Source organism: Rhizobium sp. LC145 (assembly GCF_001005825.1).
Lineage (GTDB): Bacteria > Pseudomonadota > Alphaproteobacteria > Rhizobiales > Rhizobiaceae > Neorhizobium.
The window spans coordinates 14,779-31,559 of the sequence record NZ_LBHV01000018.1; the positions used below are offsets into that span (position 1 = coordinate 14,779).

General features: G+C 60.8%; 20 protein-coding genes. All 20 read right to left on the reverse strand.

All coding sequences use genetic code 11. From position 1 onward, the window contains the following. Positions 1–99: 99 nt before the first annotated feature. Entirely contained in the window at positions 100–510 is a 411-nt protein-coding gene (locus tag YH62_RS29215; RefSeq protein WP_052760541.1) for a hypothetical protein, read from the reverse strand. After that, positions 507–1,997, reverse strand: coding sequence for a hypothetical protein (locus YH62_RS29220; protein ID WP_052760542.1), 1,491 nt, complete (start codon positions 1,995–1,997; stop codon positions 507–509). Before YH62_RS29220 ends, YH62_RS29215 begins: the two co-directional genes overlap by 4 nt. Further along, on the reverse strand, positions 1,981–2,148 hold the full coding sequence (locus YH62_RS30615; protein ID WP_170986358.1) for a hypothetical protein: 168 nt from the start codon (positions 2,146–2,148) through the stop codon (positions 1,981–1,983). Before YH62_RS30615 ends, YH62_RS29220 begins: the two co-directional genes overlap by 17 nt. A gap of 8 nt (positions 2,149–2,156) precedes the next feature. Next, positions 2,157–4,421 carry a hypothetical protein gene (locus tag YH62_RS27530; RefSeq protein ID WP_046797525.1) on the reverse strand — a complete coding sequence of 755 codons (2,265 nt, stop codon included), beginning with the start codon at positions 4,419–4,421 and terminating at the stop codon, positions 2,157–2,159. Positions 4,422–4,430: 9 nt separating this feature from the next. Then, a complete protein-coding gene (locus YH62_RS27535; RefSeq protein WP_046797526.1) occupies positions 4,431–5,096 on the reverse strand; it encodes a phage tail protein I in 666 nt (221 codons plus the stop codon). After that, positions 5,093–6,043: a baseplate J/gp47 family protein gene (locus tag YH62_RS27540; RefSeq protein WP_046797527.1), complete on the reverse strand. Its 951-nt coding sequence runs from the start codon at positions 6,041–6,043 to the stop codon at positions 5,093–5,095. Before YH62_RS27540 ends, YH62_RS27535 begins: the two co-directional genes overlap by 4 nt. After that, positions 6,040–6,435 (reverse strand): GPW/gp25 family protein, encoded by a 396-nt coding sequence (locus YH62_RS27545; protein ID WP_046797528.1) that lies wholly within the window; start codon positions 6,433–6,435, stop codon positions 6,040–6,042. Before YH62_RS27545 ends, YH62_RS27540 begins: the two co-directional genes overlap by 4 nt. Continuing rightward, positions 6,422–6,685, reverse strand: a complete 264-nt coding sequence (locus tag YH62_RS27550; RefSeq protein ID WP_046797529.1) for a hypothetical protein — start codon at positions 6,683–6,685, stop codon at positions 6,422–6,424. The genes YH62_RS27545 and YH62_RS27550 overlap by 14 nt, the downstream gene beginning before the upstream one ends. A gap of 13 nt (positions 6,686–6,698) precedes the next feature. Next, positions 6,699–7,217, reverse strand: a complete 519-nt coding sequence (locus tag YH62_RS27555) for a baseplate assembly protein GpV (RefSeq protein WP_046797530.1) — start codon at positions 7,215–7,217, stop codon at positions 6,699–6,701. Continuing rightward, positions 7,214–8,029: a hypothetical protein gene (locus YH62_RS27560; protein ID WP_046797531.1), complete on the reverse strand. Its 816-nt coding sequence runs from the start codon at positions 8,027–8,029 to the stop codon at positions 7,214–7,216. Before YH62_RS27560 ends, YH62_RS27555 begins: the two co-directional genes overlap by 4 nt. Next, positions 8,026–8,409, reverse strand: coding sequence for a hypothetical protein (locus tag YH62_RS27565; protein ID WP_046797532.1), 384 nt, complete (start codon positions 8,407–8,409; stop codon positions 8,026–8,028). Before YH62_RS27565 ends, YH62_RS27560 begins: the two co-directional genes overlap by 4 nt. Then, positions 8,409–8,642, reverse strand: a complete 234-nt coding sequence (locus tag YH62_RS27570; RefSeq protein ID WP_046797533.1) for an SAP domain-containing protein — start codon at positions 8,640–8,642, stop codon at positions 8,409–8,411. Before YH62_RS27570 ends, YH62_RS27565 begins: the two co-directional genes overlap by 1 nt. Before the next feature lie 59 nt (positions 8,643–8,701). Next, positions 8,702–9,730: a major capsid protein gene (locus YH62_RS27575; RefSeq protein WP_046797534.1), complete on the reverse strand. Its 1,029-nt coding sequence runs from the start codon at positions 9,728–9,730 to the stop codon at positions 8,702–8,704. A gap of 15 nt (positions 9,731–9,745) precedes the next feature. Continuing rightward, positions 9,746–10,117: a head decoration protein gene (locus tag YH62_RS27580; RefSeq protein ID WP_052760543.1), complete on the reverse strand. Its 372-nt coding sequence runs from the start codon at positions 10,115–10,117 to the stop codon at positions 9,746–9,748. A 15-nt stretch (positions 10,118–10,132) separates the two neighbouring features. Then, positions 10,133–11,176 carry a head maturation protease, ClpP-related gene (locus YH62_RS27585; RefSeq protein WP_046797535.1) on the reverse strand — a complete coding sequence of 348 codons (1,044 nt, stop codon included), beginning with the start codon at positions 11,174–11,176 and terminating at the stop codon, positions 10,133–10,135. Positions 11,177–11,188: 12 nt separating this feature from the next. After that, entirely contained in the window at positions 11,189–11,446 is a 258-nt protein-coding gene (locus YH62_RS27590; RefSeq protein ID WP_046797536.1) for a hypothetical protein, read from the reverse strand. Next, the gene (locus tag YH62_RS27595; protein WP_245282230.1) at positions 11,446–12,981 is read right to left on the reverse strand and encodes a phage portal protein; all 1,536 of its coding nucleotides are present in this window, start codon (positions 12,979–12,981) and stop codon (positions 11,446–11,448) included. The genes YH62_RS27590 and YH62_RS27595 overlap by 1 nt, the downstream gene beginning before the upstream one ends. Positions 12,982–13,109: 128 nt before the next feature. After that, positions 13,110–15,236, reverse strand: coding sequence for a terminase gpA endonuclease subunit (locus tag YH62_RS27600; protein WP_046797537.1), 2,127 nt, complete (start codon positions 15,234–15,236; stop codon positions 13,110–13,112). Next, a complete protein-coding gene (locus tag YH62_RS27605) occupies positions 15,233–15,856 on the reverse strand; it encodes a hypothetical protein (RefSeq protein WP_046797538.1) in 624 nt (207 codons plus the stop codon). The genes YH62_RS27600 and YH62_RS27605 overlap by 4 nt, the downstream gene beginning before the upstream one ends. 185 nt (positions 15,857–16,041) lie before the next feature. Next, positions 16,042–16,614 (reverse strand): hypothetical protein, encoded by a 573-nt coding sequence (locus tag YH62_RS27610; RefSeq protein ID WP_046797539.1) that lies wholly within the window; start codon positions 16,612–16,614, stop codon positions 16,042–16,044. Positions 16,615–16,781: the final 167 nt, after the last annotated feature.

Sequence of the window (16,781 nt, forward strand, 5' to 3'; positions counted from 1 at the left end):
TGAATGTTGGGTAAGCCTTGCCCAAGGGCTGAAAGGGCAAAGAAAATCCCGCCGGAGGCGGGCAATTTCAGAGGTTGTCATCTGAATGATCTGGCGGGTTCAAAGCGTCAGGGCCGCTTCCCACATCGCGTCGATCGTTTCTGACGTGAGGCCGAGCACCGTACCGACCTGCGCTATGAGTGGATGCGTTCGGTTGAACGTCGATGCATATTCCCACTCGATCTTTGCGACCGCCCGATCCTGCGGGTTCTCGATCGCGTCGATCGCTGCCTCGACCTGCTCGATCGCATAACCGTTCATGACGAGGCCGAGCCGGAGTTGCCGGGCCGTAAGCGGCCCGAGGACTTGCGGAGGCGAGACATAAGGCGGAATGACGTTCCCCGCAGCTTCCCATGCCGCGATTTTCTGCCGATCAGCGTTCTCCATGTCGTCGGGGACGAATGAAACGGCTTCGCTCCCATCAAAGATGACACGGATCAGGCCGGCGTCAGTGAAACCGATCACGTTCATATTTCGCACTCCGCCAACCAATTAGTTTCGAAGTAGGTTTGGCTTGTCCCGCTGGCATCGAAGAGCAAGTCGAACTTGTAGATTGTAGGCACTTCGACGCGCAAGTTGATGCCGCCGCCGAGCGTGGCGTTAATCAGGGTGACTGTCGGAGCGGCCCGCTTTGTGACAGCAAATTCAATGCTATTCCCGAGGAACACGGCTTGGTTAGGTCCCCAAAAACGCTTCGTTCCTCTTTCATAGTAGCGCTGGCACATCATCAATTCTTGAGAGACGTGGCGAGGTTCGAACGGGTCGGCCTCGCTTCTGGCGTCACCAAGAACCACGGATACACGCGAGATGTCGAACGTTCCGGAGCGTTGGCCGAGGTTGTCGAAGCGAGAGTTCATGTCGCTTCCAGCCTCAAACCAGAAGGTGAGCGCGGTTCCCGATCCACCATTAGAGCCAATCGTTTTTCCTGCGATGCTCGGAAGGGTCACAAGGAAATCAAAACGCTGCCATGCGGTTGACAGCATAACCTTTCCGGCCGGGATGTTCACCGCTGTGGACGGTGAGCCGCCCACTCCAAATGTTTGGGTCATCTCCACAAACATAGGAAGAGCGGCATTAGCCCTTGCATAGAAGGTTATTGTCACCGTCTTACCACTGAGGAGACGAACATCCTCAATGGTTTGCCGCTTCATGTGGTAGTTTCCCGCACCGGCGGCGTGGGTGACAATGGTTCTTGAAAAGAACGTAGGATTGCCCGGCACGTCGGTTTGACCAAGCGGATGTTGCCAAACTGATACCGTATGCGATCCGCCGATATAGTTGTTGGCCCAACGGTCATCGCTTCCGTAGCCGCTTATGGTTTGTGAGCTTGCCCGCTGCCAGATGTCAAAGTTTCCGTTGAGGAGTTTGTTTCGATATCCGGCGAGGATGTCAGCGCCGATATTGCCGCGTGCCCGCCCTTTCTCTAGTTCCGTGAACTGTTGGGCATTATCAACCCGAACTCGCTTCGCAAGTGCGTTTGCCTGTTCGGTGCTGATAGGCTTGTCTGCATCCTTTGTGTTGTCGACGTTCCCTAGGCCGACATCTTCCTTCTTCAGCGCGATATTGCCGTCCAGGGGCTTGTTGTTGATCGTCAGCGAGGTCGAGACCTTGCCGGCAAGGCCGTCGATCAGCGCCTGCGCAGACGCATAGTACGAGGGAAGCTGGCCGCCGAGCTTCAGCGAATTCGGCGAGACCCCGTCAATGATGATCTGGTCGATCTGGTCTTGTGCGAGCTGGATCGAGGTTTGAAGGTTGGCGATCTGCGGGGCGAGGTTGGCCTGAATGTAATCAAGCGACGCCTGAATGCCCTGCGCCTGAAGAGCTTCGAAGGAGGCTTCCAGATCCTCACGCGCAGTAAGACGATCGGCGATGTCTCCAAAAATGGAATTCCACAGATCGCGCGTGAAGTCGGTAGGCGGCCAGGACGGAAGCTGGTAGCGGTTAGAGCGGTCGGGCATAGTCGATTGCGTCCTCTCCATCCTGCTCGATGATGGCGGCAAGAACCTTGCCGGCCATATCGATTTCGTTCAGCGGCTTATAGGTGAAGGCGCCCAGCTTCACGGGGCGCGCCAACTTCACCTGGTAAGACTTCTCGGGGTTCACTTTCATGATTGGCCTCACAATGCCGAGATGAAGACGTCCTGAACGAATGGCACCGTGACGACATTGTCTGTGGTGGCCGCCATCCGCATCCTCGCAGCCGTGGCGGCGGCGCCGAGGGTATAGGTAGAAAGATACGTGCGCCGGGTCGGCCTGTTCGGATCGACGGAAACTTCCGTCGTCGAGGGCGCGACCACGGCAGCACCCACGATGATGGACGGCGTGAAGGCGTGATGGGCCGGGTCGAACGCATCGACCGTGTACTGCGTCACGATCGAGGTCGTGGAGATCCCGAAATTGATCGCCTTGCTCACCCCGACCATGTTGGCGCGGTTTCGCGAGACGCGGGAAACCGCCTTCTCGTCAAGCTGGATCATCGGCTGGAGGTCAGCCGTACCCATCATCACCATGCGCAGCTCGACGGAAGACGGCAGACCCACGAGCGGGTTTGTCGCCGGATCGCCGTCATCGAGTTCCACCCACTTGTCGGTTCCGGCAGGGCGGATTTCCCAAGCGAGCTGGCAGCCACCAGGCACCCAGCCGGCATAGATCATGTCGATCTGCGTCATCCCGTCAGCGAGGTTGAGCGCCTGCATCGGTATGACTGTGCGCGGGCTGCGGTAACGCGCGGCGTTGACGCGGAAACAGAAGTCGGTTTCCGTCGACCCTTGAGCGAAGGCGCCGTCCGTCGTGACGAACTGCGTCCCGCCCGTGTACTTGTTGGCGGCCGAGACATGGAGCGCGTGCGCCCCTGTCGTGACGGTCATGATCGCGTACCGCTTGCCGCTTTCCAGCAGCGTGATCGGCAGGATGCATTTGTTCCAGCCGACCGACAAGGAAGCATGCGGCAGTACGCCCTGCGCGAGAACGGCGTCGAACTTCGGTGTGCCGGCATTGGTGGTTTCGACGATGAAGACATGGACGTCGCCATCCACACCGACGCGGGCAAACGCGAGATCGACGCTGGTCATCTGCATCGGCTGCGCGACAAGGAAGGTCTGCGCATAGATCGAGCCGTTGACGCCGACTTCCTCGGTCACATACTCCCAGTATGGCTCGTTATAGATCTCGTAACGGATCTGCCGAACGCCATAGGTCTGGTGACCGGGGCCATGGTTGACGTCCTGATAGACGACTTCGAACGTTTCGCCGCCGACGTTCAGCATCTGGCCGACACGGGCATCGCCGCCGAGGCCGGCCCAACCTGCCTGATTCTCGCAGGCCCATTGCGTCGGGCCGTAAGTCATCCGGATACGCGACGCTTCCTTTCGGACGAGCGTCGTTTCCGTATGCACCAGCTGGGAGATGTTCAGCGTGCCATCAAGCGAGGTGTTGGCGATGCGCGTCACCTCGTCAAAGGCGGGCACCATGCGCCGGCCACGGAAGGCGATCTTCGGATCATCCTCCGCCTGCACCTCGAGGCGGGCTTGCAAGGTGGCAGCGAAGCCGAAGCGCACGCCTTCCTCGATCCGTGCCAGCCAGTCCACATGGGTATTGTCCCACTGATCCATGACAAGGCCCTGGTCGAAGGCATAGGCGCGCGCCTCGTCCGGAAGGTCCACCTTCAGGCGAGCCGCTCCGATATCACGCTGCATCTGGCGGATGATGACCGGGCGCGGGATCTCGCTAAGCTTGCCCCAGATGTTTACAATCTGGGTCTCGATCGTTTCTGTGCGCAGGAACAGCCCGCTCAGATCCACTTCCAGCGCCGTAACCCGCCCCTCGATCTCAAAGAGGGTTTTCACGCGGCTGTCGTTACCGGGCTCGATTACGTCGATGCCGGCGGAGGTCAGCAGCACATAGGCGATGCAGGCGTCGGTCGAAGCTACCACCGGCTTACTCGGGACCGGGTTCGCTTCGCCGGGCTGTACGATCAGCGAGACAACGCGCTTGACGGTCTTCGGCGTCGTACGCTGGACGATGATGCTGGTTTCCGGATCTTCGGAAGTTTCGAAGGGCCGGTTTTCGCTGACGATGACCTCTTCGCCGCGCAGCAGGATGGCAATCCACCGCTGATCGGAGGCAGCGGCGGGGATCTGCAGCTGCAGGTTCAGGTTTGTCGGCTCGGCGTGCTCATAGACAATCTCGCCGGCGACATAGCGGCCCGCCGAAACGGTGACCTCCTGCGCTGATTTCTGAGTGACGGTAAAAGCCGCCCAATGAGCGGGATAGCCGATGGCATCGAGCCAGATCCCGTCTGTGGCGTCTTGAGCGTAACGGCCGATATTCTCGAAGTCGCCGTGATCAGCGATCTCGGCGTCGGCGAATGACACGCGGTTCATGATAGCTCCTTAATCGAGACGCAGTCGGTCTCTCCACCCGCCGACGATATGACTGCCGTCGATCGGTATTCCGTCTTGAACAGTGATCGGTCGGCGCCAGGCGAACGTGACCGAATATTGAGTTTCCGGGATCTTCGCGATCGTCATCGCCCGCTTCACCCGGCGCAGCGGCTCAAGATCGACGGGCCGAAGAGCAGCGCGGCCGAATGCCGAGCGACCGATCTGGAAACGGTTGGCCGGTGCCTCAAGGGACACCCGCACCAGGTAGTGAGCAACGAAGCTGCGATGATGGACAGGCGCCCGCCCGAGGATCGCTCGGCCAAAGGTGAAACGGGCGGGATGAGCAATGCGGTCGACGATCTCCGCGTCGACAAAGGCCAGATACCGTTTCAGCCCAGCCAGCGTTCCCTTCAAGGCAGCCAGAGGCGACGCGGGATAGACCGCAGACAGGCCGGCCGACTGCGCGATCATCTCCCGCTTGCGCGCCTCCGACCAGTCGTCGAACCACAGATCGACCGAATGGTGGGCCGCAAGCCATGGGAGGAAGGCAAGCGGTGTCTCATAGGGGTTCATGATCTGGGCATAGGGAACCGGTAGATCATCGGACGCACCGGCGGCCATAGCCCATTCCAGAGGGCCCGTGCCTTCAGCCAAAATCACGCGAGCGTTCGTCATGGGCGGACCTCGACTGTGATCGACAAGCCGGCCATGACCGGAACCGTGTAAGGCTGAGGCTCGATGACGACCGGCGACAGATCACGAACCCGGATAACGCCCGGCCCATAAGCAGCGCCGGCAAGAAGCCCTTCGGGAATTTCGCCTCCGATCATGATGCGGTCGGTCGCCGCCTTGGTGACGCGCGCCTCCGCTTCCGTTCGGATAGTTTCCGCAGAGGGACCGACGCCCGGAACTTCCAGCACAAGCGAAACCGCATACTCCAGACGGGTCGCATGCATGACGGAAATCGCCACAGCTTCCGGAGCGCGGTTCGGATCGGTCACCGCAGCTCGAACCGCTGAGATTTCCGCATCCGAGGCGAGGCGACCAAACGGGCCGATGATGACGACGTCGGTATCGCCACGCCGCCCGTGAACGGCACGGCCATTGATACGAGCGTCCCACAGGCCCAGCGCCCGATCTTCGGACTGCGGCCAAGCGGACCATGCGTCGAACAGATACCGACCGGCCGAACCTGCGGAAGGGACATCGAAGGAAAGCAGATAGCGGCGAAGCAGTGCCTCATCACTTTCCAGAATAGCAGGCTCGTCGGCAGTGGCCGGCGCGATCACAAGCCGCTGGATGTTGCGGCCGGCGACAAGCGCGTCGAGATTGCTTCCCGTCGAGAGCGGCGCCAGCAGCGCCCGCAGGCCATCATTAACCCGCTGGCGATCGAGAAGGCGCAAGTAGGTCCACGCACGGCCGACGACGATCGCCGGGTTCGTCTGCAATCGCTGCTCGTCGAAAGCAGGAAGCGTCGGATCGACGATCCGCTGCTCGGCCCAGAACGCAAGAAAGCGGTCGATATAGGCCTGCAGCAGCGTCGGCGTTGAAAGAGGCTCGATAGCCTGCGGCGCGGGAAGGCGCGAAAGGTCGATCGCCGTAGGAGCATACGTGGATGTCATGATGCTACCGCCCTGATGCCGCCGCCAAAACTGAGAGTGAAGCCGACCACGCGCTCGACCGTGTAATCGCCGAGGTGACCACGAGGCCGGAAATCGGCCTCGATGAGCAGCCCCGCTTTGCCCGTCCGGATCTCGTCGACGGAGCCTGTCGGGACGACGCGCCGAACAGAAAGGCGCGGCTCCCAAAGATCGATCGCCGTAGCGATAAGCTGCTGCCAGGCGGCAAACAAAGATGGCGTCATGCTCCGGCCGAGAAGCTCGATCACCCCACCGCCGAACTCGCGAAGCAGAACGACGGAAGAAATGCGGGTCGAGAGAATGAAAACCGCCGCCTGCAGGGAAGACGAAAGATCGTCGATAATTGCGCCCGTGCGCCGATCAATCCCGGCCATCGTCAGCACCGGCGCCGATCGCGGGAGCCGGCCAATCGTCCGGCACTGGCTGCGCTGCAGGCGAAATGCGACCGAGGCCGAGATCATAGGCCGCCTCCTGCGCATTCAAGGTAACGGTTTGCTGGTCTTTGACGCGCTTTCCGTTGATCCACGGGACGCCCGGCTTGATGCGGTATTCGACCGCGCCGTTTTCAGGTGCAGCCGTCGTCGTCTCGCCGACCTTTGCCGGCGAGCTGGTTGCCTTCTTCATGATCGTTCTCCTGTTAGTTAGACGGCACGCTCGTGTATTCCCCGCCGCGCACGACGCCACCATGCACGTGGGTGGAGCCAACGTCATGGCCGTTATGCGTTTGCTTTCCGCCGGCCTGCTCGAAGCCGTCTCCACTGAAGCGAAAGGTGACACCGCCCGCCTCGATCGTAAGCGCCCCCTCAGCGACTGAAACGCGGACGCCGGCGTCCTCGAAGACGTTGGCACCCATATTGTCGTTCGGGCTCGGGTTATCGTCAGAGTAGCCACCGCGGAACATCAACCCTTGCCGGGGATCTCCGCTCGGATTCACGACGCCAACGACCTGCCCCTTTTTAAGAGGGATGGACGTTTTGCCCGTCTCCGGATGCGGATACCAAGGCGAAAGAAACGGCTCGTCGTCTGTACCGCCGAGGCGCAGCCGATATCCCTTTTTCGCGTCGATGACCTCGACCGGCCCCACCTTCAGGGAGTTTCCGAAGGCGGTTTTCAGCATCTCGATATCAAGGCGCATCGCAACGAAATCGGAGATCATGAGCCGGTCACCGTCACGGAATTGAAGTTTTCGACATCGAGCGTCGCACTCGTCATCGGAGGCGTCGCACGTTCGGCGTCAGCCGCAAGAGGCCCCTGACCAAGCGCAAGCAGCTCGGCGGCCGTCATGCCGCGCCGCCGCTGCAGCTGTTCCCAGTCCTCGCTGGAACCATTGATCAGCGCTCGCATGAAAGCAGCCTGCTCGGCATAAGAGCGATCGCCATGGCCTTCCAAGGCAGTCAGGAACTGCATGAATGGAGTCTGAGGATCAAGAGGCTCGCGCGCCACGGGATCGTCGGCCAGCTCCACGGTAAGCCGCATTTGATGCCCGGCCAGGCGCTGGCCGTCCTCAGCGTTGCGGGCGCCGGCAAATTCGATTTTGGCGATACGGTAGTGCAGCCCGCGCCAGATTTCCGCCCACCGATTATTAGGATCAGCGAGCGCGTCACCTATCTGACGCTGGACAACGTCGAGAAAGAATTCCTGATTCCCGTCAGAAGCCGGGATTCCGACCCCAACCAGCATGGAAGCGCCTGAATTCTCATCCGTTTCAAGCATCGCCGAGGAAATGCCCATTTCGAAGATGATGTCGCAAAGTCCATTCTCGATCAGTGAGCGACCGTTGACCCTTTCCACCTTACCCTGATCGGTAAAGACGGCGATGAAAGGCTTGTCTTCCGCCGTGCGAAGGGTGCCATCCGCCTGAATATCCAGCGCGCCATTCGGTGTATCGAGAACATTGCCACGAACAAGGGTCTTACCCTTGATCGCTTCGACCGCCGCGATGCGCAGTGCAATTCGTGTCAGGCTCATTTCTCGCCAAGCTCCAGAACAAGTCGGGTGTCGCCGCGATCGTCGACCCGCAGAACCTCAAACCAGGGCTGCCCGCGCCGCGCTAAAGCGCGAACACGATCGCCAGTTTTGACTGCAGGGCCGTCATAGCGTGAGCGATCGATATGAAGCTCCGCTTTGCCGGCCGCCAGTTTCGAGCGCCAGGCGCGAGATGCGCCGGGCGCCATGCTGCTTGCCTTGCCGCCGCCAACCCGCAGAACCGCGCTGATCTCGACGGCCGGGCGTTCCGGGTCGGGCTGCTCCTCCTTGAGAAAGGACAGCTTGACCGGCTCGGCCAATTTTTGATCGACCGTGGAGACCAAGCGATCTTGGATTTCTGAGAGGTTTGCGGCGACTGGCATCAGCGCGATCCTGCTTCAATCGCTGCAGTGATCTCCGCCTTCGTCTTTGAAGCGTCGACTTCGATGCCCCGCGACTTGGCCTCGGCGATCAGCTCATCCTTGGTCATGGAGCTGAGATCAATATCGCGTGGGACATCGCCATCACGCCCAGATGCCTCGGCGGGATAACTCATCCCGGCCTTCAGGAATTTGCCGTTGTAGTATCCGGCTTCGGTAGCAATCTTGCTCGTCATTACACTCTCCGTGGGTTTTCGACCACCCGGCCGGGTGGTCGAACAGCGGCCGGCAGGCTTTACTTCGCTCTCGCGCTCCGAAGCATTTCCGGGCGAGTGCAGATGAACAGCGGATAGCTGTAGAGTTCGACGCGGTCCCATTCGTCACGGCCGGACTTGTCTTCGAGCACGAGCCCGTAGAATTCCTGACCGCGCTTATTGAGATACGGCTTGAACTCGCTGGCAGGCGCCCAACCGACCTGGAAGGCGTTGCGCGCACCGATCGGGAAGAACCGGGCCTTTTCGCTACCAATGGCAATCGTGGTGCCATCGTCGGTGCCCTGATAGTTGATGAAGACGATGCCCTCGATCTCGATCGAGGAGTACCCTTCGATATTCTCGAGAGTTGGCGCCTTCTCGGTTCCGAGCTTCGTTTCCTTGATCTGCTTGTGATTGACGAGGAGATCGAAGAATTCGTCGCCGACAAGCGCACCGACCTTCGTGCCGGGCGTCCATGCACCCTTCGCAGCCTTCTGCATCGCACGCTTGATGTCGCGGCACTTTTTGCGGACGTCGGTCGTTTCCACATTGAGGGCGAAGTTGACTTCTTCAGGCTCGTCGATCCCCCAGAACTCGAACCAGTCCACCAGGACGGTGGCGCCGTCAGCATCGATGACCTTGCCCTGAACCGCGCCGAAGCGCATGTGCTCCCACGTAAGCTCCAGATCGTCTTTGATCTGTCCCGTCCGGCTGGTCACTTCATCGGCGACTTCCACCGTCTGCTCGTCGAAGGGAAGAGCGAGCACGCCGGCCAGCTCGATCGCATAGATAGTCGAACCCTTGGCGAGGCGAACCGCCTCCATGGTCCGGATCTTCGCGCCCTTCGGGATCAGCTCTTCGGGAGGAGCGCCGTTGGCCGACGTCGGGATCAAGGTCAGCACGCCGTTGGTATCGGCAATGCCAATCACACGCGAGCGCGAATAGATCGGCGAGAAAAGATTGAGCGTACCGAGCAGCTGGGGCTTGAATGCAACGCGCTCGATGATCTCTTCCTGAACCTCGACCGCGCCCCAGGCGTTCTGATTGAAAATGTCTGCTACAAGAGCCATGACTTTTGCCCCTCCTTAGCGGGCGACGATGCCCAACGCAGCCAGAGCGGCGAGCGCGGCAGTTTTCTGAAGGTCTGTGACAGCTGCACCCCACACGAGAACATCCGCATGGATTTCCGTGTCGCGGGCAGTAACGGTGCGGCGGGCATCCGCCAAAGTCGCGTCGCACCCCTCGTAGAGGATCGCGACGGCGGTCTGGCTACCGTCTGCGCCGGCAGGATTGAACGGCACGTATTTCTTGCTGGCCGTCACCTGGGCAAGGACGGCGCCGGCGTCGAGCTTACCGCTCCCGCTGGCGATCACGGCCTGTTCTCGCGACCGATAGCCGTTGGCCTCGGAGACGATGTAGTGAGCGGTGGGCCGGAGCCCCTTCGAAAGTGTCACCATTGGAATGGTCTCCTGTTAGCGGCGCTTGTTCGCGCGTTCGACGGAAGCAGACAGGACCGCGCGATCACCCCTTGTGGAGCTTGCGAGGTCCGGCTTGTTGAGGCCCTGCGCATTCATTCTGCGAGGACGGTAGTCTCCGGGGTTGTCTTCTTCGACGGCAGCTTTCGGCGAAACGGAAAGCGTTGCCTTCGCCTGCTCGACAGTGTTGCCAAGAGTGAAGAGATGCTCCGCCAGCGCCTCGCGTCCCTTCGATTCTTCAAGGCCCATGATGGCCTCACGGCGCTCCCGATCGGCTTTCAAAGCCGCCTCGATCCCGCCGCCTGCCTTTTCGAGATCTGCCTTCAGCTTGGCATTTTCGGCGGCAAGCTGCTCCGCACGTTCCTTATCCGTCATGGAGGTCTCCTCAGTTGGACGGGGTTGCGCGGCAGATGCCGCCATGGTCGCCGGGAGCGACCAATTCTTCTTCTTCGCCATGGCCGTCAGGTGCTTTGGCGCGTGAGCGAAAAGCCGGTAGTCAAATGCGGCGACCGGCTTTGCTTTCTGTTCGGTAGTCTCGTCAGCGAAGCCCTCATTCACCGCCTCTTCAGGAGTGAGCCAGCGCTCGGCCTTCATGATCTCACGGCACTCTTCCGGAGATTTTCCGGACTTGGCCGCGTAGACGCGAGAATAGGCCGTCGCCAGTGCTTCAAGCGCCTCGACAGTCTTGCCGTGAGCCGCAGAGTTGCCGAACGTGTAGCCGGCAGGGTCGTGGATCATCATCACCGCACCCGCCGACATGGTGACGGTCGCCCCCGCCATAGCGATCAAGGATGCGGCAGAAGCGGCGATCCCCTCGACCACGACGTTCGTCTCGCCGCCGCGAGCGGTCAACAGAGCGTGGATGGCCGCACCCTCTGAGGCTACGCCACCCCCGGAATTGATGTGCACATCGAGAGTGGAATCATCGTCGATCCCAGCCAGGGCAAGCACCACGTCCTGCGACGTGAAGCCATCTTCAAAATAATAGTCGCCGACATAGCCGGTCAGCCGGAGCTTCCCGTCTTCAATAATTGCAGCCATGTTCTTGGATCCTCAGTAGGGGCGCATACGCCCGCTCATTGCGTAGCGTGTCCGCTTCGGCGTTTCGCCGCGGGAGATCTGGCACTCGCGAATAGCTTCGTTGAGCGCCTTAGTGACATCGGCCAGGCTGGCGTTCGCGTACCGCGCCATGTCCTCGCCGAACCTTGCTTCGGTGACCATCTCGCCCATAAGCAGGGCTTCCTCGACGCGACGGAGCTTCGCGGCACGCGCGCACCAGTCGATGGCGATGGGGTCGATCTCGTCAGGCATTATGATCCGGCCTCCTTTGCAGGTTGTCTGTTGCCTTCCATGGCAGCACCTTGGGGCCCGGCTCCGCCTTGCGAGCGGCCGAACGGATGAGGCACGCCGGCAGCCTCGAACTGCTTTTTCTCTCGCCCGAGCTGCACGATTTGCTCTTGCCCGTTCTTGCCGCGCTTGGCGCAGATGTCGGAGAAGGATGAAACGCCAATCTCCATCTCGATCTTGTCAGCCATGACCGCCTTATAGTTGTCGGCTGATGGCGCGCCGGGGCCATGCCACTCCGCTTGGAACACGCTTTCCCGATGTCGGCGGAACGCGACTGCACCTCCCTTGAGGTGGATTTTGCCAGTCTCGATCATTTCCTCGAGCCAGCGTTCATAGATCGCCTGCAGGAAAGGAATGACGATCCGGGTTCGGCGGCGCATGACGATCGGCCAGATCGTTGCAACCGACATCAACACCGACGAATAGGTGGCGTTGGAATGATCCATGGAGAGCGATTCAAAGGTGATGCCGAGGCATCGGGCGATCTCGCGCAATAGGTTCTGGAAGAAGGCCACATAGTCGCTGCTCGGCGTCGACGTCGTATGGAGCTGGAACTCTTCGCCCGGCCCCAAGTGGTTGATGCGAGCCGGGTCAGACATGGAAATGCCCTTTTCCTTCAACGCACCGAGACGCATGTCCCATACTTCCAGAAGGTCCTGCTGAAGCCCCCCAATGAACTCGTCCCAAGTCCCGTTGCTTTCGTCGAAGCCATCGGGCCGCTCGATATCGTTCAACGTCTGCAGAGCCTGGAAGGCCTGGTCGCTTTGCTCCGGACTTTTGATCGTCGCCGCGAAAACCGTCTGCAGCAATGTCTTTGCGAGCGTCGCGTCCGCCAGCTGGTCGGATTGTGCGAGGACCTTTAGAGCGGGCGCTACTTCCGAGATGCCACGCGGGCTATTCAGGTTTGCGCCACGATCCATGACGTGGATGACGTCTGCCGCGTCGATGTCACGATCACGCTCTACGCCACTCTCGCGGACACGAAACTTGTATGCCACCGGCCGGTTGTTGGCGTCGTGGTATATGCCTTGCTCAAGCCCCTCAGTCTCACGGGTCACCCTCGGGCACCGATGGGACGCGATCAGGGAAACCTTGGTGCCGGTCTCGACGCCATAGCGTCGGCGCTCTGCAGGCTCCATGTAGTCCAGAATGCCGAAGGCCTCGCCAGACGCCAAGTAACTGCGCAGAGCCGCATCAGCCATCTCGGCGATGGTCGACTTACCAGCGAGGTCGCATTCCTTCGGGTTCCATGCATAGCGTCGCCATTCTTCCTCGACCTGGCGGCACCAATCGGCGGTTTCTTCCTCGGTATAGCCAAGCCTTTTCAGCTTGGCGCGGCAATTCAGCTTCAGCTCCTCGCCGATCGTGTCGCATAGGATCTGGGTAACAGCGCCGGCGATCCAGCCACTGTTGTGCATGAAATCCACTGCCAGAGCGGCCGCGCGCTCCGCAGCTTCGCGAACGTCGTGGCGGGCATCGCGGGGGATTGCCTTGCGCATACTGAGAACGCCAGACCGATCACCCCGCAGATAACGCGCCACGTGGCGGCGAGATGGCGCCGCCTGGGCTGACCCAGGCGACACCTTTTCCGATTTCGCTTTTACGCGGATGCGCGGCTTTTCTTGGATCACGAGTATGACTTCCACTGTCTGCGCGGCGGCCGAGGTCTGGCATGCGCCGTCGAGGTTGGCGTGGGTTCGGGCTTCTGTTTGACAAACGGGTTCTGCTCGGCCGCCTCGAACAGATCCTGCGGCTCCTCGTGCTCACCGTGCAGCTCGCGAACTAGATCCGCCCAGCGATCGAGCGTTAGGCGTCGCTTGTTCTGCAGGTGCCACCCGAGGGCGAAGGCGTAGACGGTGGCATCGAACCAGTCGTTCATCCGGCCGACTATCTTCTTCCACTGGCGGCCGGCTTTCGGCTTGATCAGCCGGCGGGCTCGTCGGCTGACACTGGAACGGGCTTCTTCCTCGGCATCGACGAGACGCTCTGCCGTAAGCTCCTTTGCGAAGTCTGCGTCGCAGAGATCCGACCCGAAGTGGATCGTGTTACGAGGCCAATGCCCGTTTTCGGAGCGGCCCTGCACCAGGTTTGCAAGAGCGGCCGTCACCGCTGTTTTCACATCGAAGAGGCCGACTGGATAAAGCAGCACTTTCGCCACGACGCGCTTACGCTGATCTTTGATGTCCTTCTTGACCGGCGTTCCCAGCCAAGGAAGTCCGATCGGCTCGCGGCCGTCGAGCGCATAAACGTTCGGGCGGCCGGCGCAGAAGCGATAGACACGGTCAGTAGCCCAGCCGGAGTCGACACCGTTGAGATCGATGCCTTTTTCGCGTGTTCCGTTCTCGATCGGGTATGTCCGCGCCTGAGCGTCTGATAACTTGATCCAAGGTTCGTCGGATTGGTCCGGGGCCCCTTCGAAGATCTCGCGGTCGATCAGCTGGAACTGCTCGCGCGCGCCGATGGCATAAGCAACCCATTTGATCCCGTAGCCCTGAACGTCTGCGGCCGAAACGACAAGCGCCGCCCAGGACGGTATGACGCGCGACGGCTGAAGTTCGGCCTTTGCGGCCTCGACGATCTTTTCCCATTCGACGGTGACGCCACCCGGATCGTAAGGCTCCGCCAGATCCTGCTGGCAGAAGGTCCGCATTTTCGTCGTGTCGCCCTCGGCGTCCAGCCATCGCTTCCAGATTTCCGACCACTTCTCACGAGGCGCATAGGCGGCCCACAAATGATAGCTCGGCTGCCAATCCCTGCACCTGCCTTCACATGGCGGGCATGCCCACGCCTCAATCTCGGCTGATGGAATTGCCATCGGAACCGGATCACCGTGCTCCGGAACGCGTCGGGCAATCCAGTGCCCACGTTCCATCATTTCGCGCTTGTGACCGTCGAGGATTACCTCGTCGCATTTCAGGCAGCGCATGTGCACCGGCAGATCCAGTTCAGGATCTGGGCCGCGCATCATGTCGAAACTAAGTGCCTGATAAGTGTCGCAGTGCGGACAAGGCAGGTAAAAAAATCGCTGGTCTCCAGCTTCGAAATCTTCGCTGATGGTGCACTCGCCGGCAACGCCAGGTGTGGAGCCCTGCCATTCCTTGGCGAGATCGCCGTACATCTTCTGTCGGGCACGTGCCTGGTCGCGCGGACTGCCGCGACCGTCGACATCCTTCGGGTAGCCGGTCGTCTCGTCCATGGCGAGATACTTGATCGACACCATCTGCAAACCCTTGGAAGAGCCTGCATTGACGATCTGGCAGAAGCCGCCGGCGTATCGCTTGAATGAAGTGGTGCTACCTTGTTCGTCGCGGCTGCTGACTGGCATTACCTTGTGAGCGATCCGCTTCGAAGCCTCGATCGTCGGCTGAAGCTTCACGCGGTTGAACTTCGTGGCCTCCTCGATCGAGGGCAAAACAATCATCATCGAGCCCGGCGCCTGGTCAACGATGAAACAAAACCAGTTCTCGATCGCGGTTGACTTACCAAGCTGAGCTGCCCATCGCGCTGTCACCCGCCGCGCCGGGTGGTCAGGGTGCAGACAATCCTGCGGCTCGCGCAGGTACGGCACTCGGTCTGTACGGAAGTCACCGGGCCAAGGCGAGCCCGACTCCGGCGAAACCTTGCGATACCGATCGGCGTGCTCACTGATCGTCAGGTCTTCTGTCGGCCGGCTGGCGGCCTCCATACCTCGATAGATCGCGACGGCACCGTTTGGCAGGTGCGGAAAGCGAGTCCTGATATCATGGATCGTCATTGCAGTGACTGCGTCTGTTCCGAGAAAGCCATGTCGTCGTCACCGGCATCATCGCGGCGCCGCATGGCGTCCAGCTTTTCGAGGACTTGACGGTTGAAGACTGCGAGGCCGGTCTTTGCGAAATTCTTGAGGGCCAGGCGAACTACCCGCTCCTCCCAGCCGTACTTGAGCGACAGCGTGCTTGCCTCGGTGTCGATGGCACGTTCGAAGGCGCTTTGCATCATGGCAACAGCGTCGCGGCCGGCCTGATCTACCTCGGCGTAAGGCGTCAGCTCCTTACGGCGTTCCGCGAGATCCATCTCGCGTAGTTCTGCGTCAGCCTGGGCCTTACGCGCCGCGCCGTCAGATTGAGTGCGCGTCGGCAGCACGCCATGCGTAGCACCGAGGTGAGGGACGGAAATGGCAACAGCTGGGATAGGCAGCGGACGAACTCGAACGTTCTCCGATCGGTGAGCAACCAACGCGCCAAACTCGACAAGGCTCGATCGACCGTCCGGCTTGAGAGGCAGCGCCTCAGAGTGCTGTTTCAGGTAGCGGGATAGCGAGGAACGGTCGATGCGGTCTCCCGCCTCGGTCAACCGCGCCGCCGCATCCGTTATCGAGATCCATTGCTCATCCATCGTGCGCCGTCCCGTGCAACACGTGCATTTGCACGTGTATTCGTGTACCGCTTGCGAAGTATCGCACTGGCAAAATCCCGCAGTCGCGCGCTTCCGTATGCTGGTTTTTCCCCGAAACGGTCCCTGAATGGGGGGGGGGTGGGCGTCAGGGGACTGCCCCACGACAGGCCGCCCACCGGGGAGGGTCAGGGGAGCAAGTCGCCAAGGGCCTTGTCGACCCTCTCCTGCAGGAGCGGTCCGGCGATCCGGTCGAAAGCCGCCCTCGTGGCGCCGCTTGTCATCTCAACCGGAATGATCACGCCGGATCTGGCAAAGGTGATCTTCGTACCCGACCGGTTCACACGATAAAACGCGTGGCCGTCGAACTTCGCGACGTCTTTGCGATCAGGGAAGCGACCGCCGCGCATGAAGGCACCGGGGTAGAGCGTCGTCTTGCCGAAGGGCCGAGCAACGACACCGGCTTCGGTCTCTTTCGCGTTCAGGTATTTCAGGCGGATATTCCCGCCCCGCGTTACCATCTCGTAAGACAAACGCCCCGGTCGCGCCCTTGTCGGATCACCAACCGCTTTCACGATCGTTTTTCGTGGCAAGCCGGTTTGTTTGGTGAGGTTGCGAACGACCTGTGTCTTTGCGCGGTTGCCGACCTGGTTGACGATACGCGGCAGAACGTTTGGAAAGCGCTGATTGAGATCGAGAACCCGCCGCCCGTACTGCTGGAGAACCTTGTCGGCCCATGCGACGTGAACGATCCGCGCCATCACCAAAAGCCTCTGTGACAGAAACGAGAAAGGCGACCCGAAGGTCGCCTGCGATTTGTGCGGACATGGCTCACGCTCTGACCTTGAATCGAAGTCTCTGGCGAGACCGTCAAGGCTGGGTTGCGGAGGCCTGTTCCCTTGACCTTGATGGAGGTCGGTTCTGCCAG